Raw genomic sequence first — 18,676 nt, 5'->3', positions numbered from 1 at the left:
ATGTGTTCCCGTCTCGCAAACAGCAGAAAGCCGCCGTCCCTCACGAGACGGCGGCCGTTTCAGCGCATCAGAACTTCTGGGTGACGGTGGCCACCACGGTGCGTTCCTCGCCCAGGTAGCAGGCGGTGGCCGAGTAGCAGGAGGCCACGTAGTAATCGTCGGTGAGGTTGTTGGCGTTGACCCGTACCGAGGTGCCCTGCAGGCCGACGTTGGCCAGGTCATAGCTGACCGACGCATCGAACAGGGTGTAGGACGGCACCTGGAAGTCGTTGAGGTCGCTGCCCTCGCTCTCGCCCACGTAGCGCGCGCCGGCGCCGATACTCAGGCCGGCCAGCAGGCCGTCCTTGAAGCCGTAGTCGGCCCACAGGCTGGCCATCTGCTCGGGGGTCTGGTACGGCGTGTTGCCCTTGGCATCTACCACAGTGGTGTAGCTGGAGTCGGCGAAGATGAAGTAGGACTTGCTGTATTCCACGTCGTTGTAGGTGTAGCTGCCCATCAGTTGCAGGTTGTCGGTCACCTGCACGCGGGCCTCCAGCTCCACGCCCTTGGAGTCGATGCCGCCGACGCCCTTGTATTCGTAGCTGTCGGTGAAGCTGTTTTCCTTAGCGAACAGGTTTTCCATCTCGATGGTGAAGAAGGAGATGGTGTACAGGTCGTCGGTGCCCGGCGGCTGGAACTTCAGGCCGGCTTCCCACTGCTCGCCGGTGGTCGGCTTGAGAATCTGCGCACCATCGGAGTAGTTGGAGGTCGGGTTGAACGAGGTGGAGTAGCTCAGGTACGGCGACAGGCCGTTTTCGAAGGCGTAGAGCACGCCGAGGTGACCGCTGAGCTTGTCGCCAGTGTTGGCGTCCTTGGTGCCCTGCTGGTAGTCGTCGATGGACACGTCGTACCAGTCCTGACGCAGGCCGGCGGTGAAGTTCCAGCCGCCCAGTTCGATCAGGTCCTGCACGTAGAGGCCGGCCTGTTTCTGCCGGCGCAGGGCATCGCTGACGGTGGCCAGATCGGCCAGGTCGTTGTTGTCGTAGACCGGGTCGAACACGTCGATCGGGCCGACGCTGGTGTAGTCGCGGTCGTAGCGCACCTTGTTCTTCGAGTACTGGTAGTCCAGGCCGGTGACGACCGTGTGCTGCGCCGCGCCGGTGGCGAATTCGGCCTGCAGCATGTTGTCGACGATCCAGGCGTGCAGGTTCTCCTCGCCGCCGCTGAAGCCGCGGACCAGCTCGTTGCTGGTGGCGCTCAGGTAGCCGTTGCCCCACACCTGGCTGTTGTCGCTGCTGGCGTCCAGGTAGCGGAAGTTCTGCCGCGCGCTCCAGATGTCGTTGAAGCGGTGCTCCAGCTCGTAGCCGAGCATCTGCTGGGTGCGGGTGAACTCCTCGACGCTCGGATCGCCCTCGAAGAAGCTGCCGGAGATACGCTCGCCATTGCGCTTGTGCAGGGTGCCGGAGGCCGGGACGCTGCCGTGGTAGCCGCCGTTCGGGTCGTGCTGCAGGTAGGCGTAGAGGTTGAGCAGCGTGTCTTCGCCCAGGTTGAGCATCAGGCTGGGCATCAGCGCGTAGCGGGTCTCCTCGACATGGTCGACCTGCACGTCGGCGTCCTTGGCCAGGCCGACCAGGCGGTAGGCGATGTTGTCGTTGAGCGGGCCGGTGACGTCGAAGGCGGTCTGCTTGTAGTCGTGGCTGCCGTAGGACACGTCGATGCGCGCGGCCTGCTCGAACTCCGGACGCTTGGTGGTCAGCGCCGCCAGGCCGCCCGGGTTGCTGCGACCGTAGAGCACCGAGGACGGGCCCTTGAGTACGTCGATGCGCTCGATGAAGTACGGGTCGATCTGCAGGCTGGTGAACGAGCCGGGATCGCCCATGGACTTCAGGCCGTCGATGATGATGTTGTCCACCGAACCGTCGTTGATCCCGCGCATGGCCAGATAGTCGTAGCGGTGAGTGTTGCCGTAGGGGTTGGTGAGCACGCCGGCGGTGTAGCGGGTGGCCTCGGCGACGGTGCGCGAGCCCTGCTCCTCGATCTGCGCGGCAGTCACCACGGACACGCTCTGCGAGGTCTTCACCAGCTCCTTGCTGGTCTTGGTCGCCACGCTGCTGTGGGTGGCGTTGTAGCCGTCCATGCTGCCCAGCGCGTTGCCCAGGGCGAAGCCTTCGACCTCGGTGGTTTCCAGCGACAGGCTGGCACCGCCCTCACCCGCCGCGCTCAACGAATAGCCGCCGCTGGCATCGCGCACCAGCTGCAGGCCGCTGCCTTGCAGCAGCTTGGCCAGGCCCTCGCCCACCGAATACTGGCCCTGCAGGCCCTGGCTCTGCTTGCCGGCGGTGAGCTGGCCATCGACCGCCAGGAGTATCTCCGCCTCGCCGGCGAACTGGCTCAGGGCGCTGGACAGCGGACCGGCCGCAATGGCGTAGCTGCGCAGGTTCTGCTCGGCTTCGGCGGCATGGGCCTGGCCAATCAGGGCCGGCTGCAGGGCGGCCAGCGGCATGGCCAGCACGGCGGCGCGAATGGCGCGGCGCAGGGTCTGAGGAGCCGGACGGTTGATGGTGCTACGCATGGAAATCCCCTGGGTCTCGTAAACAATGGCCGGGCGAAATCGCCCTTCTGCCCCTGGAGCCAGGCGAGATGAAAAAAGGGGAACCGCAAATGAAAAATATTTTCGCCTGCACTCAAACCGCAGCGGCGTTGCGTGGCTCGATGCTGATCCACCAGGGCAGCCGGCGCACCACGCGCACCGGCAGGCTGGCCTCCAGGGCGGCATAGATGCGCTCCGGCTCGGCCAGTGGGAAGGCGCCGACCAGGCGCAGATCGGCCACCTGCGGATCACAGCCCAGGTGGCCGTGCTGATAGCGCGACAGCTCGGCGATGAACTGGCCCAGCGGCATGTCGTCGGCCTGCAGAATGCCGTGGGTCCAGGCCTGCTGGCCCTGGCGCAGCGGCGCCGGGCGGTCCACCCACTGGGCATCGAAATAGGCCTGCTGCCCCGCCACCAGGCTCTGCCGGCGTGCACCGAGAATCTCCAGCGCGCCGACCTGGGTCGAGACCAGGTAGCCATCGTCCTGCTGGCGCACGGCGAAACGCCCGCCCTGCACCCGCAGGCGCCCATGGGCGGTTTCCAGCCACAACGGACGGGCATCGTCGGCCGCCTCGACCAGCACCTCGCCGCGATACAGCGCCAGGCGCCGCAGTTCGGCGGTGAAGTCCACGTCCAGCGCGCTGTCGGTGTTCAGCCACAGACGGCTGCCATCGGCCAGCTGGCTGCCGAGCACCTCGCCCACCGCCGTGCGCTGGTTGGCCTGCCACTGCTGCCAGGGCAGCGTGCGGCCGGTCAGCGCCAGCAGGCTGCCGCCACCGATGATCGACAGCACCTTGAGCGCCTGGCGCCGGTCCACTCCGCGCGCCTGCAGGGCCGAACGCGCCGCCTGGCGCTGCGGCAGACGCTCGAACTGACCGCTGACGCTCTCCACCCGCTGCCAGGCCTGGCGATGCTGCGGCTGGGCGTCCAACCAACGTTGCCAGGCCTGGCGGTCCAGCTCGCTGACGCGCTCGTCACGCAGCAGGGCGAACCAGTCGGCGGCCTGCTGCAGCACGACGAAGTCGATCGGGGAAGCGCTGCCGGCCATGGCTCAGTCCTGCGCCGGGGTCAGGCAGTGGAGCATGGCCTGGGCCATGTACTTCTTCACCATGCGCTCGGACACGTCGAGCTTCACGGCGATCTGCGCGTAGGTCAGGCCATCCAGCTGGGCCATGAGGAAGGCGTCGCGCACCTTGCCCGGCAGGCGGCGCAGCATGGCGTCGATCTGCAGCAGGGTGGCCATGATCAGCTCGCGCTGCTCCGGCGACGGCGCGTACTGCTCCGGCTGCAGGGCCAGGGATTCCAGGTAGGCGCGCTCGATGGCCAGGCGCCGCCAGTGGTTGACCAGCAGCGAGTGGGCGATGGTCGACAGGTAGGCGCGCGGATCGCGCAGCGGCGTGAGATCGCGCTCCTTGCTCAGCAGGCGCAGGAAGGTGTCCTGGGCCAGGTCGGCGGCGTTCTGTGCGCAGCCCATGCGTTGGCGCAGCCAGCCGTGCAACCAGCCGTGATGGTCGACATAGAGCTGTTGAAGGGCTTGCTGCTGAGAGGCCGCGCTGAGCGCCATGGAAAACGTCTGCTACTGGGCGTTGAGATGGCGCGAATGGTAATGCTTCTCAAGTGTTTTCCGCCAGCGTCGTCTGCGCTTTTTTGCCGTGCTTGCCGAAACGCTCGCGATAGGCACTCGGCGGCAATCCCAGGTGGTTGCGGAAGGCGATGCGGAAGCTCTCCACGGTGCGATAGCCACACTGCTCGGCGATGCGCTCGACGCTCTGCCCGCTACTCTCCAGCAGCTCGCGGGCACGGGCCAGGCGCTCGTGCTGCAGCCAGGCCTTGGGCGTCATGCCGGTGGCCGCGCCGAAGCGGCGCAGGAAGGTACGCTCGCTCATCGCCACCCGCGCCGCCAGCTGGCTGACCTCCAGCGGCTGGTCGAGGCGCTGGCGCACCCACTCCAGCAGGCCGGACAGATCGTGGCGCGCCGAATGCGCCACCGGTGCGGGAATGAACTGGGCCTGGCCGCCGGCCCGCTGCGGCGCCATTACCAGGCGCTGGGCCACGCGGTTGGCCACCTGGTTGCCGAAGTCGCGCGCCACCAGGTGCAGGCAGGCATCGATGCCGGCGGCGCTGCCGGCCGAGGTGATCAGCTGGCCGGCGTCGACATACAGCACCTGCGGGTCCACTTCGATGGCCGGGTAGCGCTGCGCCAGTTCATCCGTGTAGCGCCAGTGGGTGGTGGCGCGCTGGCCATCGAGCAAACCGCTGGCCGCCAGCACGAATACCCCGGAGCAGATCGACAGCAGTCGCGCGCCGCGCCCGTGGGCCTCGCGCAGGGCATCCAGCAACGCCGGCGGCGGCAGCTCGGCACGGTCGCGCCAGCCGGGAATGACGATGGTGCGCGCCTCGGCCAGGACTTCCAGGCCGGCATCGGCCAGCACCCGGATGCCACCCATGGCGCGCATCGGCCCCTCGTCGAGGCCGACGATGCGATGGCGATACCAGGGGAAATCGAACTCCGGCCGCGCCAGGCCGAAGATCTCCACGGCGATGCCGAATTCGAAGGTGCACAGGCCGTCGTAGGCGAGGATGGCCACCAGGCCGGGGTCGTTGCGCATTGGCGGAAAATTTCCGATAGCTGTCCGAGCCGCCACTGTAGCCGAGTGGCGGCGACTCATACAGTGGCGCCATCCCCCACCACGAGGAGTTCCACCATGAGCCTGGTCAGTCAGTTCCCCGCCGCCCCTTCCGCCGTTGCCCTGATGCACTTCAGCCAGCGCCTGAGCTTCGAGACCGATTGCTCGGACGTCCACCACAGCCAGCAGGAGGGCCAGGTCGACTTCGTCCTGCTCGACGTGCGCGGCGAGGCCGCCTACGCCGCCGGCCACGTACCGGGCGCGCTCAACCTGCCGCACCGCCTGATGAGCGCCGAGCGCATGGCCGAGTTCCCGCGCAACACCCTGTTCGTCGTCTATTGCGCCGGCCCGCACTGCAACGGCGTGCACCGCGCCGCCGTGCGCCTGGCCAACCTCGGCTACGCGGTGAAGGAGATGATCGGCGGCGTCACCGGCTGGCTCGACGAGGGCCTGAGCCTAGTCGGCGGCGATGCCCAACCGCAGAGCGTCAGCTGCGCATGCTGAGCCCCGTGCGGGTACGTGCCGCTGGCTTAGCGGACGTGCCCATGCTGCTGGAACTGATGCGCGAACTGGCGGCGTTCGAGGACTACCTGACGGAGTTCGCCGTGGACGAACAGGCGCTGCGCCAGCGCGCCTTCGGCCCCGCCGCACAGTGCCAGGTGTTCGTCGCCGAGGCCGAGGGCGAGCTGCTCGGTTATGCGCTGGCGCTGCTGATTCCGTTCACCTACGACCTGCGACCCACGGCCCGGCTCAAGGAGCTGTACGTGCGCCCCGCCCAGCGCTCGTCAGGGCTGGGCCGGCGGTTGCTGGTGGAGCTGGCGAACTGGGCCCTCGGACAAGGCGCCGGACGCCTGCACTGGGACGTTCTGGCCGGCAATACGCGCGCGGAAAGCTTCTACCAGCGCCTGGGCGGGCGCCCGGTACGGAAATGGATCGCCTACGAGATGGATGACACCGCGCTGCAGAGACTGGCGCGCGGCTGAATCAGCCGGAGATCGGCCGGCGCCCGGCCAGGGCATGGGCCAGGGTGCCGCCGTCCACCAGCTCCAGCTCGCCCCCCAGCGGCACGCCATGGGCGATGCGCGACAGGACGATGCCCTTGCCGCCCAACATCTGCGCGATGTAGTGGGCGGTGGCCTCGCCTTCCACCGTCGGGTTGGTGGCGAGGATCACTTCGCCGTACTGGCTGGCGCCGATATGCGCCAGCAGCTCGGGAATGCCGATGGCTTCCGGGCCCAGGCCGTCCAGCGGGGAGAGATGGCCCTTGAGCACGAAGTAGCGCCCGCGATAGCCGGTCTGCTCCACCGCGAACACGTCCAGCGGCCCCTCGACCACGCACAGCAGCGCGTCGTCGCGGCGCGGGTCGCTGCACTGCGGGCACAGCTCGTCCTCGCTCAGGGTGCGGCAACGCTTGCAGTGCCCCACCCCCTCCATCGCCGCCGCCAGCGCCTGCGACAGGCGCATGCCGCCACTACGGTCGCGCTCCAGCAACTGCAGCGCCATGCGCTGCGCGGTCTTCTGCCCGACACCGGGGAGAAGACGCAGCGAATCGATCAGTTGGCGGATCAGGGGGCTGAAGCTCATGGATAAGTGTCGCTATGAGAAAGGAGCAGCACGGAGTAAGGGGGCGTTCAGGCGGCGTGCAGGGCAAGGCGCGAGAAGGCGTGGGCACCGGAGTTTACTGACGTAAATGAGGATGCCCGCGCCTTTGAGCAACGCAGCCATGTGCGTCGACTGGGCGGCCCGGTTTAGAACGGCATTTTGAAGCCGGGGGGCAGCTGCATACCTGCGGTCATGCCGGACATCTTCTCCTGGCTGTTCTGCTCGACCTTGCGCACGGCATCGTTCACCGCCGCGGCGATCAGGTCTTCCAGCACTTCCTTGTCTTCCTGCATCAGACTGTCGTCCAGGGTGATGCGCTTGACGTCGTGGCGACCGGTCATCACCACGCTCACCAGGCCGGCGCCGGACTGGCCGGTGACTTCGGCGTTGGCCAGCTCTTCCTGCATCTTCTGCATTTTTTCCTGCATCTGCTGCGCCTGTTTCATCAGGCCTGCCATGCCGCCTTTCATCATGATGGTGTTCCTCGGCTAATCGACTCAGGGAGTCAGGGGTTCGATGGAGTCGGGACGAATGCTCGCCCCGAACTGTTGAATCATCTGCTGCACCAGCGGGTCGTCGTGGATCGACTGCTCGGCCAGGCGCTGACGCTCGGCGCGCTTGCGAGCGGCGGCCTGGGCCGGAGTTTCCTGCCCGGGACGCAGCAGCTCGATGCGCAGGTTCAGGCTGCGCCCCAGGTGCTGATTGAGCGCCTCGTTCAACCGGCGCTGCTGGGTGGCATTGAACAGCGCACTGTGCGCCGGGTCCAGGTGCAGCAGCCAGTCGTCACCGTTGGCCTCGACCAGGGTGCAGTTGGCGCCGATACTGCCGGTCATACCGGACAGGCCCAGGCGCGGAAACAGGTCCAGCCACTCGGCGGCCAGGCCGGTGGCCGGCTGCGCTGCCGGCAGCGGCTCGGGCTCGACCGGCGCCGCCGCGGGCGCGTCGAAGTCGTAATCGAGGCTGTCGGCATCGGCCTCGTAGTAGTCGTAGTCACCGGGCGGCGGCTCATCGTCATCGCCCTCCTCGACCGGCGCTGCCGCAGCGCTCGGGGCCGAGGCAACCGGTGCCGGCTCGGGCTGCACAGCGGCAGTGGCTTCCGGAACGCTTGCAGCAACCTGCGCGACCGGCTCGGCAACCTGTACGGGCGATTGTGTTGCGGGCGCTTCCCAGGGCAGATCGACCGGCGCTGCCTCGACCACTGGCGCAGGCAGTTCGACAGGTGCAGGTGCAGGTGCAGCAACCACGGTCGGTGCGGCTGCAGAAGTGGCAACTTCACTCGGAGCCGGAGCCGGAGCCGGAGCCGGAGCCGGAGCCGCCACAGGCTCGGCCACTGGCGCAGGTTGCGCCACAACCGGAGCAACGATAGCGGCCGGCGCAGCCACGGGGGCCACACCGGCCACCGGGGTCTGGCTGGAATCAGCGGTGGCCTTGCTGATCCCCAGATCCTTTAAAGGTGACCTCGGCGCCCCGTCGGCATCCGCCGGGCGGAACGCCAGCATGCGCAGCAGCACCATCTCGAAGCCGCCGCGCGGGTCCGGCGCCAGCGGCAGGTCGCGGCGGCCGATCAGGCCCATCTGGTAGTAGAACTGCACGTCCTCGGCCGGTAGCGCCTGGGCCAGCGCGAGTACCTTGTCGCGGTCGCCCTGGCCGTTGTCCACCGCTTCCGGCAGCGCCTGGGCGATGGCCACGCGGTGCAGCACGTTGAGCATTTCCGAGAGCACGCCATTCCAGTCCGGGCCTTGCTCGGCCAGGTGGCGCACCGCTTCGAGCAGCGCACGGGCATCGCCTTCCAGCAGTGCATGCAGCACGCCGTAGACCTGGCCGTGATCGAGGGTGCCGAGCATCGAGCGCACATCGGCGGCCAGCACCTTGCCCTCACCGAAGGCGATGGCCTGGTCGGTCAGGCTCATGGCGTCGCGCATCGAGCCGTCGGCGGCGCGGCCGAGCAGCCACAGGGCGTCTTCCTCGAACGGAATGCTCTCGGCGGTCAGTACATGGGTCAGGTGCTCGACCACTCGCTCCGGCGGCATGTTCTTCAGGGAGAACTGCAGGCAGCGCGAGAGGATGGTCACCGGCAGCTTCTGCGGGTCGGTGGTGGCGAGCAGGAATTTGACGTGGGGTGGCGGCTCTTCAAGGGTCTTGAGCAGCGCGTTGAACGAGTGTGTGGAGAGCATGTGCACTTCGTCGATCAGGTAGACCTTGTAGCGCCCGCGGCTCGGTGCGTACTGCACGTTCTCCAGCAGCTCGCGGGTGTCCTCGACCTTGGTGCGGCTCGCGGCGTCCACTTCGATCAGGTCGACGAAGCGGCCCTCGTCGATCTCGCGGCAGACCGAGCAGGTGCCACAAGGCGTGGAGCTGATGCCGGTTTCGCAGTTCAGGCACTTGGCGATGATCCGCGCGATGGTGGTCTTGCCCACGCCGCGGGTACCGGTGAACAGGTAGGCGTGGTGCAGGCGCTGGCTGTCCAGGGCGTTGATCAGGGCCTTGAGCACATGGGTCTGGCCAACCATCTCGCGGAAGCTGCGCGGGCGCCATTTACGTGCAAGAACCTGATAACTCATGAAAAACCGTCGCGGCTGGGAAAGCGGAAGTGGCTAATCCTAGCGGAGCACCAGGCAAATTGCATCCGCCGTGGACAGCACCCCTCATCGGAGTGGACTTGTAGAGGTGCGACTTATCAAATACTGTTTTTATATACAGTATTTTAGCGGCCCCAACCATGCCAACCCTCTCAGTCCTTCATTACCGGTGCCACTCATGAATGCATCGGTCATCGCCCTCGATCGCCTGCTCGACGAGCGCCGCGTCTGGAAGGGACAAGCCCAGAAAACGCCAAGCAGCTCGCAACCCAGTGGCCATAGCCGCTTGGATGCCTCTCTGCCCAGTGGCGGCTGGCCAGAGGCGGCGCTCAGCGAAATTCTCCTGCCCAGGCCCGGCCTGGGCGAGCTGCAGCTGTTGTGGCCGACCCTGGCACGGCTGAGCCAGGCCGGCGAGCGTCTGCTTCTGATCGCCCCACCCTTCCTGCCCTACGCGCCGGCCTGGCAGCTGGCTGGTATCGACCTGCACTGCCTGGAGATCGTGCACGCCAATGAGGAAGACGCCCTGTGGGCCGCCGAGCAGTGCCTGCGCTCCGGCAGCTGTGGCGCCGTACTGTGCTGGCCGGAACACGCCAGCGACCGCGCCCTGCGCCGCCTGCAGGTAGCCGCCGAAACCGGCCAGACCCTGGGCTTCGCCTATCGCCCGGCCAGTGCCGCGCATAACCCCTCGCCTGCCGCCCTGCGCCTGCTGCTGGAAGGGCCGGCGCAAGTGCGCGTGCTCAAATGCCGCGGCGGCCTGGCGCCGGCGCGCGCCATCGCACTCTGAGGCCGAGATGCGCTGGGCCTGCATTCTCCTGCCGCAACTGGCGCTGGACCACGCACTGCGCCAGCGCGACGACCCGCAGGCCCCGCTGGTACTGCTCAGCGGGCCGGCCAATCGCCGCGTGCTGCAGGCGCTCAACCCGGCGGCGCGTGAACTCGGCCTGCGCCCCGGCATGGCGCTGAACGCCGCCCAGTTGCTCAGTCGCGATTTCGCCACTGCCGACTACGACCTGGCCGCCGTGGAGCGCTGCCAGCAGTTCCTCGCCGCCTGGGCCTACCGCTTCAGCTCGCAGGTCAGCCTGCACTATCCGCGCGCCCTGCTGCTGGAGGTGCATTCCAGCCTGGCCCTGCTCGGCCCCTGGCCCCGCCTGGAGCAACGGCTGCGCACGGAGCTGGATGCCCTGGGCTATCGCCATCGCATCGTCCTAGCACCCAATCCGGCCGCCGCGCGCGCCCTGGCCAATGCCCACGCCGAGCTGGCCGTCGGCGAGCGGGAACTGCCCCAGGCCATCGCTCAGCTACCGATCAACCGCGCCGGCCTGCCCGGTGAGATGGTCGGTGCCCTGACACGCATGGGCCTGCGCCAGCTGAGCCAGGTGCTGGAGTTGCCGCGCGAAGGCCTGGCCAGGCGCTTTCCACCCAAGCTGCTGGAGCACCTGGACCAGTTGCTCGGCCACCGCCCGCTGGGGCTGGACTTCTACCTGCCGCCGGACGAGTTCAGCACGCGCATCGAGCTGAACTTCGAGGTCGCCTCGCATCAGGCCCTGCTGTTTCCGCTGCGCCGCGCCCTGGGCGACCTGGCGGCCTACCTGGCCAGCCGCGACGGTGGTGTGCAGCGCTTCAGCCTGGCCCTGGAGCACCGCAGCGGCGTGGCCACCGAGCTCAAGGTCGGCCTGCTCGCCGCCGAACGCGACGCCGGCCTGCTCTTCGAGCTGACCCGCGTGCGCCTGGAGCAGCTGCAACTGCCCGCGCCGGTGCTGGCCCTGGCGCTGACGGCCCGCGACCTGCCGGCCTTCGTCCCCGAATGCCGTGAGCTGTTCGATCCACGCCCCCAGCAGAAGCAGAGCTGGGAGCAGCTGCGCGAACGCCTGCGCGCCCGTCTCGGCGACGACGCCCTGCACGGCCTCAACGCCCACGCCGACCCACGCCCCGAATGCGCCTGGCGCCCCTTCCCCGGCAAGGCCATGCCTCTCGCCGATCGGCCGCGTCCGGGCTGGCTGCTGCACGAGCCACAGCCGCTGCGCGAACCACTGGCGCGCATCCTCGCCGGCCCGGAGCGCATCGAATCCGGCTGGTGGGACGGCGGCGATCTGCGCCGCGACTACTATCTGGTGGAAACCCGCAACGGCCAGCGCGCCTGGGTGTTCCGCAGCGTCGGCACGGACGAGCCGTTCCAGCTGCACGGGTGGTTCGCATGAGCGCTTATGCCGAGCTGCACTGCCTGTCCAACTTCAGCTTCCAGCGCGGTGCCTCCAGCGCCCAGGAGCTGTTCGAGCGCGCCCGGCGCCTGGGCTACCGCGCCCTGGCGATCACCGACGAATGCAGCCTGGCCGGCATCGTGCGCGCCTGGCAGGCGGCCAAGGAAAGCGGTTTGCCGCTGATCGTCGGCTGCGAGCTGCGCATCGACAACGGCCCCAAGCTGGTTCTGCTGGTGGAGAACCTGGCCGGTTACCAGCGCCTGTGCCAGCTGATCACCCGCGCCCGCCGGCGTGCCGACAAGGGCAGCTATCGCCTGCTGCGCGAGGACCTGTCGGCGCCGCTGGAGGGCCTGCTGGCGCTGTGGCTGCCCGAGCAACGGAACGCACAGGACGGCCGCTGGCTGCACACGCTGCTCCCCCAGCGCCTGTGGCTGGGCGTGGAGCTACACCGCGGCCCGGACGATGCCGGGCGCCTGGCCGAGTTACTGGCACTGGCCGAGCAAACCGGCATTCCCGCCGTGGCCTGCGGCGATGTGCATATGCACGCCCGTGGCCGCCGCGCCCTGCAGGACTGCATGACCGCCATCCGCCATCACCTGTGCGTGGCCGAGGCCGGCCAGCATCTATTCAGCAACGGCGAGCGCCATCTGCGTACTGTGGCGGAGCTGTGCACGCTGTACCCGCCGCAGCTGCTCGAAGAAAGCCTGCAGATCGCCGAGCGCTGCCATTTCGACCTGAGCGAACTGCGCTACCAGTACCCGCATGAAGTGGTGCCCAAGGGCGAGACGCCGACCAGCTGGCTGCGCCACCTGGTCGAGCAAGGCATGCGCAAGCGCTGGCCGGATGGAGCGACACAGAAGGTGCGCGATCAGCTGGAGAAAGAGCTGCAGCTGATCGCCGAACTGGGCTACGAGAGCTACTTCCTCACCGTGCACGACATCGTCGCCTACGCCCGTAGCCAGCACATCCTCTGCCAGGGCCGGGGTTCTGCGGCCAACTCGGCGGTGTGCTTCGTGCTCGGCATCACCGAGCTCGACCCCAGTCGCAGCAACCTGCTGTTCGAGCGCTTCCTGTCGCGCGAGCGCAACGAGCCGCCGGACATCGACGTGGATTTCGAGCACGAGCGCCGCGAGGAGGTCATCCAGTACGTGTTCCGCCGCTATGGCCGCGACCGCGCTGCCCTCACCGCCGTGGTCAACACCTATCATGGCGCCGGCGCCATCCGTGACGTGGCCAAAGCCCTCGGCCTGCCGGCGCAGCAGCAAGGTGCCCTGGCCGACTGCTGTGGCCGCTGGACCGATCGCTTGCCACCGCCCGAGCGCCTGCGCGAGGCCGGCTTCGACCCGGACAGCCCCGCGCTGCGTCGGGTCCTGGCGCTGACCGAGGCGCTGATCGGCTTTCCCCGCCACCTGTCGCAGCACCCCGGCGGCTTCGTCATCTCCGAGCAGCCGCTGTGCGAGCTGGTGCCGGTGGAGAACGCCGCCATGGCCGAGCGCACGGTGATCCAGTGGGACAAGGACGACCTGGACGAAGTCGGCCTGCTCAAGGTCGATGTGCTGGCTCTGGGCATGCTCACCGCCCTGCGCCGCTGCTTCGACCTGATCGCCCACTACCGCGGCCAGCGCTGGACCCTGGCGACGCTACCCCAGGAAGACCGGGCCACCTACCAGATGATCAGCCGCGCCGACACCATCGGCGTGTTCCAGATCGAATCACGCGCACAGATGGCCATGCTGCCGCGCCTGCGCCCGCAGTGTTACTACGACCTGGTCATCGAGGTAGCCATCGTCCGCCCCGGCCCGATCCAGGGCGACATGGTTCATCCCTATCTGCGACGCCGCAATCATGAAGAAGCGGTCACCTACCCCAGCGCTGAACTCAAGCCCGTATTCGAGCGCACCCTGGGCATTCCCCTGTTTCAGGAACAGGTCATGGAGCTGGCGGTGGTTGCCGCCGGCTACACGCCAGGCGAAGCGGACGACCTGCGCCGCTGCATGGCCGCGTGGAAGCGCCGCGGCGGCCTGGAGCCGCACCGGCAAAAACTCACCCAGGGCATGCTGGAACGTGGCTACAGCCCCGAGTTTGCCGCGCGCATCTTCGAGCAGATCAAGGGCTTCGGCGACTACGGTTTCCCCGAATCACATGCCGCCAGCTTCGCCCTGCTGACTTACGCCAGCAGCTGGTTGAAGTGCCATGAGCCCGCCGCCTTCGCCTGCGCCCTGATCAACAGCTGGCCGATGGGTTTCTACAGCCCCGACCAGCTGCTGCAGGACGCTCGCCGCCATGCTGTCGAAGTGCGCCCGCTGGATGTGCGGCACAGCACCTGGGACTGCAGCCTGGAGCCAGCCGCGGGAGCACAACCCGCCATCCGCCTGGGTCTGCGCCTGATCCGCGGGCTGCACCAGGCAGATATGCAGCGCCTGATGGCTGCACGGCAGCAGCAGCCCTTCTCCGATATCGCCGACCTGTGCCTGCGCGCCGGCCTGGATTCGCGCTGCCGCGCCCTGCTCGCAGATGCCGGAGCCCTGCAGGGCCTGGCCGGCAACCGCCACCAGGCGCGCTGGGCGGTAGCCGGCGTGGAGGAACAGGCGCCACTGTTCGCGAGCCTGCCAGCGGAGGCCGAAATCGCCGTGCAGCTGCCAGCGCCCAGCATCGGCGAAGATGTACTCGGCGACTACGCCACCAGCGGCACGACACTCGGCCCGCACCCGCTCAGCCTGCTGCGCGCGGAGCTGCAGTCACGCCGCTGCCGCAGCGCGGCGGAGCTGCTGCAGATCGGCAACGGCCGCCTGGTCAAGATCGCCGGCCTGGTCAGAGGCCGTCAGCGTCCGCAGACCGCCAGCGGCATCACCTTCGTCACACTCGAGGACGAACATGGCATGGTCAACGTAGTGGTCCGCCACGAACTGGCCGAGCGTCAGCGCCGGGTGCTGGTCAGCGCACAACTGATGCAGGTGGACGGCCATCTGGAAGAAAAGAGCGGCGTACGCCACGTCATCGCCGGGCGCCTGCACGACCTCACGCCACTGCTCGAGGGCCTGGATGTACGCAGCCGGGATTTCCGCTAAGCCCGAGAAGGAGCGGTAGAGGACAGCACTGATTTGCAGAAGCGCAGCGATGGATCACCTTTTGGATCACCTGGGTGACCAAGGCAAGGATCGTCGGCATTCATGGAGATTTGGAGGCGGCCCCACCAGCCACACCCCGGCACACGATGTTCCCGCTATGGCTGCTTCCTTCCGGACCTGACCAGGTTGACGGGTAATCGTTGCGGGGGGACCGATGGGACCACCATAACGAAGCCCGTCGAACGACGGGCCGCGCCATTGTACTGGTAAACCGGGAAGTTACAACCGCTTCAATCACTTACACACGGAAACGGCCCACCAGCTGGGCCAGGCCATGCGACAGCTCGGACAGGCGGGCACTGGCCTGAGTGCTTTGTTCGGAGGTCTGGGCCGCCTCGTTGGAGAGGTCGCGGATGTCGCTGATGTTGCGTGCGATCTCCTCGGTCACGCTGCTCTGCTCCTCGCAGGCGGTGGCGATCTGCGCGGCCATATCGTTGATCCGTGCCACCGAGTCACCGGTGGCAGACAGCGCGCCGTCCACGCCGGCAGCCCGCTCGACGCTGAAGCGCGCTTTTTCGCTGCCGACATGCATGGCCTTGACCGCATTCTGCACGCCACCCTGCAGGCGCTCGATCATCTGCTGGATGTCCTTGGTGGAATCCTGGGTGCGCGCGGCCAGCGCCCGCACCTCGTCGGCCACCACGGCAAAGCCGCGCCCCTGCTCGCCGGCGCGCGCTGCTTCGATGGCAGCGTTAAGTGCCAGCAGGTTGGTCTGCTCGGCGATCCCCTTGATCACCGCCAGAACGGCACCGATGTTGGCCGTTTCCTGCTCCAGGGTCTGGATGGTGTCGGAGGCACTCTCCACCTCATGGGCCAGCTGGCGGATGGCATGGATGGTAGCCCCTACCACCTCGGCGCCCTCACGCGACTGCACCTCGGCACTGCGCGCCGCATCGGCGGCGTTCTGCGCATTGCGCGCCACCTCGTGCACGGCTGCGCTCATCTCGGTGGCGGCGGTGCTGACCTGGTCGACCGCCGCATGCTCACTGGTGATAAGTCGGTCGTTGGCCGCCGCCATGCCGGCCAACGTCTGCGCCGATTCGGCGACTTCGCCCGTCACCCGACCAACCTCGCGAATCAACGGCTGCAGCTTGTCGAGGAAACGATTGAAGGCGTCGCTGAGCTTGCCCAGCTCGTCGCGCGAAAGCACTTCCAGGCGCACGCGCAGATCGCCATCACCCTCGGCGATCTGCTCGATGCGGTTCAGCAGATTGTGCAGGGGGCGGGTCACCAGCAGCGGGAAGCCCAGTACCAGCACGGTACAGATCAGCAAGCCGATGGCGATGATCAGCCCCTGTTGTCAGCTGCGCTCCTCACCTAGGGCCATAGCTGCCTTGCCTTCGGCATTGGCTTCGTTGTCCTCCATCTCACCGAGCTTGTCGATGGCATCGCGCATCGCCTCGAACTGCGCCTCGCTGTCGCCATAACTGAGCGCAGACGCTGCAGCGGGGTCCGATTCAGTCAGCGCCAGCACCTTGTCGGAGGTGCTCTTCCATTGCGCAAAGCCTGCGTCGAACTTGGCCACCAGGGCCTTGGCCTCGGCACCCGGCTGCATATCGGCATACTTGTGCACGCGCTCGTAGGCCTGCTGCAGGTTCTCCGCATGGGAGTCGCGCAGGCTCTGGGCAAACTCGCCAGCCGCTTCGTCGAGCAGGCTGCGCTCGGCCACGAAGGCCTGGTAGAGGTCCCGATCCGCGTTCAACAGCAGGCTGATAGCCGGCAGATAGCGATTGGTCAGGCGAGTGCTGGAGTCGGCCACCTGACCGATACCCTGGACGCCGAGGCTGCCGATGAGCACCAGCAGACCAGCAAGCAGCAGGATTGGCAGGGCAATCTTCCAGCGAAAACCGAGGTCGGCAAATAGACGCAACATGATGGGACTCCACACATTACCAATGTTGTTGTTTGCACTAAGCATAGCCAGCGCCGGGCAACTGGGGAGTCAGGTCATCTTGCGAACACCTTGGCGCCAGCGAGAGCCCAACAGTGCTCTAATCTGCCCCCCTTTCCGATTAAAGGATCGCAATGCCTTCATCACTGACTCGCGGGCTCGGCAATCTAACCAGCCTGATATGCCTGTCGACGGCAGCCGGCCTGGCTATGCTGGGCGGCGCCCTGCGCCTGCCGGTACGCGACAACGGCGGCACATTGCTGGGCGGCATGGGAGGCGAATATGGCCTTTATCTGTTGCTGCTGGCCTGGACGCTGCTCGCTCTGGCCTGGCTGGCCGGCCTGCGTTTCGTACGCCCTGCAGGCCTGAGTATGGGCTGCGCCATGGCCATGGCGGCCATCGTCCAGTGGCTGCTGTATCCGGATGATCGACATGGGCAGCTACTCCTGTCGCCGAGCCGTGACGAGTTGTGGAGCCTGGGGGTAGCCAGCCTCCTGCTGACATCGCCCCTGCTGCTGAGAGCCCCGCCGCTTCCCAACCCTCTGCGCGCGAGCTTGCTCATTGCGCTGGTGCTGTTCTGCAGTCTCGCGCTCTACCTGCTCACGCTCTTTCTCGACACGCAGTCGGCGCCGCGCGAATGCCTCGACCAGCAGCAGCGACAGGTCCGCCTGTGCATCGAATGACAGACGCAGAGAGTTACGGCGTTTTGTGCTAGCTTGCCCGCCCACACACACCGACCGGAGCGCCCCATGGCCATCACCAAAGACCAGCTGATTTCCGACCTCGCCGAAGCCTGCGACCTGCAGAAGAGCGACGTGCGCGCCCTGCTCGACCAGCTCGGTGAAATCGTTGCCGATGCCCTGGAGAACGATGGCGAGATCAGCCTGCCGGGCATCGGCAAGCTCAAGGTCAACGAACGCCCGGCCCGTACCGGCCGCAACCCGGCCACCGGCAAGGCGATCCAGATCGCGGCGAAGAAAGCAGTCAAACTGGTGCCGGCAAAGGCACTGACTGACGGCCTCAATCAGGCCTGACAAACACAGGGCTTTTCAGGGCGAGGCCTGCAGCTTCCCGCTGGGCACTACGGCGAAGGCTTCGACAGCTGCGGAGTCTTCCCGCCCTACCCCCTCCTGACGCAACCGACGGATCTGCTCCACGCGCCGCAGGTTCTCCCAGGCCATCTCGAAGTGTGCCGGCGATTGGTCGATAGCACTGCGAAAGAACTGCTCGGCTACGTCCAGTTTGCCTTCGATCAGGCAGATATAACCCACATCATTACTCGCCTCGGCGCGCCCCTCGACCTGCTCGAAGGCCGACAGGGCCTCCTCGTATCGACCCGTACGAGCCAGTAGCAGGCCATAGTTACGCCACAATGGCTCATAGCGGCTATCGAAGCTGATGCCGCGACGGTACTGCATCTCCGCTTCATGCCATTTGCCGGCCAGATAAAAGGAGTAGGCCTGGCTGTTGGCTACCAGCGCCGAGCGCGGGTCGATCTGCTGGGCCAGTGCGTAAAACTGTGAAGCGCGCTCGAAATCGTTGTTCAGGTCTGCCAACACGCCCAGCCCGTTGTACACCTTGAGTGGCGAAGCGCTATCCACCCTCAAACTCTCGCCAGCGCCCCCCAGACGCTGCTGGTCAGCTGCCATGGCTTTGCCAAGTAGCTCACGCGCGCTGTCGGGGCGGCGCATGGCCAGTTGCAGCAAACCCATCTCTGCAAGTGCCTGAGGGTTCTCCGGCTGGCTCTGCAGCACATCGGTGAAGGCCAGCTCGGCCAGATGATTGTTACCGCGCTCGCGGTGAATGCGCCCGATCCACACCAGCGCCTCATAGCGTCCGGGGTCCAACTCCAGGACACGCAGATACTGGTACAGCGCCTGGTCCAGCGCGCCCCCGCGATAGGCCGCTTCACCCATGCGCATAGCCTGATCGGGCGAGTCGGCCTGCTCCTGTACCTGGTACAGGACGGAATCCTTGCCACCGTAGACGGATTTCGGCTGAAACCCGCCAAGCACCGGCCCTGTGGTCTGGCAGCCGGCCAATACCAACGGCAACAGCAAAACAAGAGCGTTCCTGTTCATG

The 18,676-nt window shown here is 67.2% G+C and carries 15 protein-coding genes, 1 other RNA gene and 1 pseudogene; 7 read left to right on the top strand and 10 right to left on the bottom strand.

Going from position 1 to position 18,676, the window contains the following annotated elements:
• Positions 1-67: 67 nt before the first annotated feature.
• The 4 genes from PA6_RS04715 to ftrA all read right to left on the bottom strand — a co-directional run bounded on the left by PA6_RS04715 (position 68) and on the right by ftrA (position 5,178).
• Positions 68-2,551 (bottom strand): TonB-dependent siderophore receptor, encoded by a 2,484-nt coding sequence (locus PA6_RS04715; RefSeq protein ID WP_021699736.1) that lies wholly within the window; start codon positions 2,549-2,551, stop codon positions 68-70.
• A gap of 112 nt (positions 2,552-2,663) precedes the next feature.
• On the bottom strand, positions 2,664-3,617 hold the full coding sequence (locus PA6_RS04710; RefSeq protein WP_021699735.1) for a FecR domain-containing protein: 954 nt from the start codon (positions 3,615-3,617) through the stop codon (positions 2,664-2,666).
• Between the two features lie 3 nt (positions 3,618-3,620).
• Complete coding sequence (locus tag PA6_RS04705; protein WP_021699734.1) at positions 3,621-4,133, bottom strand: sigma-70 family RNA polymerase sigma factor; 513 nt, start codon at positions 4,131-4,133, stop codon at positions 3,621-3,623.
• Positions 4,134-4,182: 49 nt separating this feature from the next.
• Positions 4,183-5,178 carry a transcriptional regulator FtrA gene (ftrA, locus tag PA6_RS04700; RefSeq protein ID WP_021699733.1) on the bottom strand — a complete coding sequence of 332 codons (996 nt, stop codon included), beginning with the start codon at positions 5,176-5,178 and terminating at the stop codon, positions 4,183-4,185.
• A gap of 96 nt (positions 5,179-5,274) precedes the next feature.
• Between ftrA and PA6_RS04695 the strand changes: the two genes are divergently transcribed.
• Both PA6_RS04695 and PA6_RS04690 read left to right on the top strand, forming a co-directional pair.
• A complete protein-coding gene (locus PA6_RS04695; protein WP_021699732.1) occupies positions 5,275-5,700 on the top strand; it encodes a rhodanese-like domain-containing protein in 426 nt (141 codons plus the stop codon).
• A gap of 41 nt (positions 5,701-5,741) precedes the next feature.
• Positions 5,742-6,179: a GNAT family N-acetyltransferase gene (locus PA6_RS04690; RefSeq protein WP_255209912.1), complete on the top strand. Its 438-nt coding sequence runs from the start codon at positions 5,742-5,744 to the stop codon at positions 6,177-6,179.
• Between the two features lies 1 nt (position 6,180).
• Here the strand turns inward: PA6_RS04690 and recR are convergent, their stop codons facing one another.
• The 3 genes from recR to dnaX all read right to left on the bottom strand — a co-directional run bounded on the left by recR (position 6,181) and on the right by dnaX (position 9,359).
• The gene (recR, locus tag PA6_RS04685) at positions 6,181-6,780 is read right to left on the bottom strand and encodes a recombination mediator RecR (protein ID WP_021699730.1); all 600 of its coding nucleotides are present in this window, start codon (positions 6,778-6,780) and stop codon (positions 6,181-6,183) included.
• 164 nt (positions 6,781-6,944) lie between these two features.
• Positions 6,945-7,271, bottom strand: coding sequence for a YbaB/EbfC family nucleoid-associated protein (locus PA6_RS04680; RefSeq protein ID WP_003460931.1), 327 nt, complete (start codon positions 7,269-7,271; stop codon positions 6,945-6,947).
• A 24-nt stretch (positions 7,272-7,295) separates the two neighbouring features.
• Positions 7,296-9,359: a DNA polymerase III subunit gamma/tau gene (gene dnaX / locus PA6_RS04675; protein WP_021699729.1), complete on the bottom strand. Its 2,064-nt coding sequence runs from the start codon at positions 9,357-9,359 to the stop codon at positions 7,296-7,298.
• A gap of 196 nt (positions 9,360-9,555) precedes the next feature.
• Between dnaX and imuA the strand changes: the two genes are divergently transcribed.
• The 3 genes from imuA to PA6_RS04660 are packed head-to-tail and all read left to right on the top strand — an operon-like array spanning position 9,556 to position 14,643.
• Positions 9,556-10,161 (top strand): translesion DNA synthesis-associated protein ImuA, encoded by a 606-nt coding sequence (gene imuA / locus PA6_RS04670; protein ID WP_021699728.1) that lies wholly within the window; start codon positions 9,556-9,558, stop codon positions 10,159-10,161.
• Positions 10,162-10,168: 7 nt separating this feature from the next.
• The gene (locus PA6_RS04665) at positions 10,169-11,575 is read left to right on the top strand and encodes a Y-family DNA polymerase (protein ID WP_021699727.1); all 1,407 of its coding nucleotides are present in this window, start codon (positions 10,169-10,171) and stop codon (positions 11,573-11,575) included.
• Positions 11,572-14,643: an error-prone DNA polymerase gene (locus tag PA6_RS04660; RefSeq protein ID WP_021699726.1), complete on the top strand. Its 3,072-nt coding sequence runs from the start codon at positions 11,572-11,574 to the stop codon at positions 14,641-14,643. The genes PA6_RS04665 and PA6_RS04660 overlap by 4 nt, the downstream gene beginning before the upstream one ends.
• Before the next feature lie 120 nt (positions 14,644-14,763).
• Here PA6_RS04660 and ffs read toward each other — a convergent pair.
• Positions 14,764-14,860: signal recognition particle sRNA small type (gene ffs / locus PA6_RS22660), an RNA gene on the bottom strand.
• An 81-nt stretch (positions 14,861-14,941) separates the two neighbouring features.
• Positions 14,942-16,576, bottom strand: a pseudogene (locus PA6_RS24740) (methyl-accepting chemotaxis protein).
• A 152-nt stretch (positions 16,577-16,728) separates the two neighbouring features.
• Here PA6_RS24740 and PA6_RS04650 point away from each other — a divergent pair.
• Positions 16,729-17,277, top strand: coding sequence for a hypothetical protein (locus PA6_RS04650; protein ID WP_021699723.1), 549 nt, complete (start codon positions 16,729-16,731; stop codon positions 17,275-17,277).
• Positions 17,278-17,343: 66 nt separating this feature from the next.
• Positions 17,344-17,628, top strand: a complete 285-nt coding sequence (locus tag PA6_RS04645) for an HU family DNA-binding protein (RefSeq protein WP_021699722.1) — start codon at positions 17,344-17,346, stop codon at positions 17,626-17,628.
• Positions 17,629-17,643: 15 nt separating this feature from the next.
• Here the strand turns inward: PA6_RS04645 and PA6_RS04640 are convergent, their stop codons facing one another.
• Entirely contained in the window at positions 17,644-18,675 is a 1,032-nt protein-coding gene (locus PA6_RS04640; RefSeq protein WP_043216292.1) for a tetratricopeptide repeat protein, read from the bottom strand.
• Between the last annotated feature and the right edge of the window lies 1 nt (position 18,676).

It is taken from the genome of Aquipseudomonas alcaligenes NBRC 14159 (assembly GCF_000467105.1).
Classification (GTDB): domain Bacteria; phylum Pseudomonadota; class Gammaproteobacteria; order Pseudomonadales; family Pseudomonadaceae; genus Aquipseudomonas; species Aquipseudomonas alcaligenes.
The sequence above is the reverse complement of the archived record's forward strand: the minus strand, read 5'-3'. Positions and strand labels throughout refer to the sequence as shown.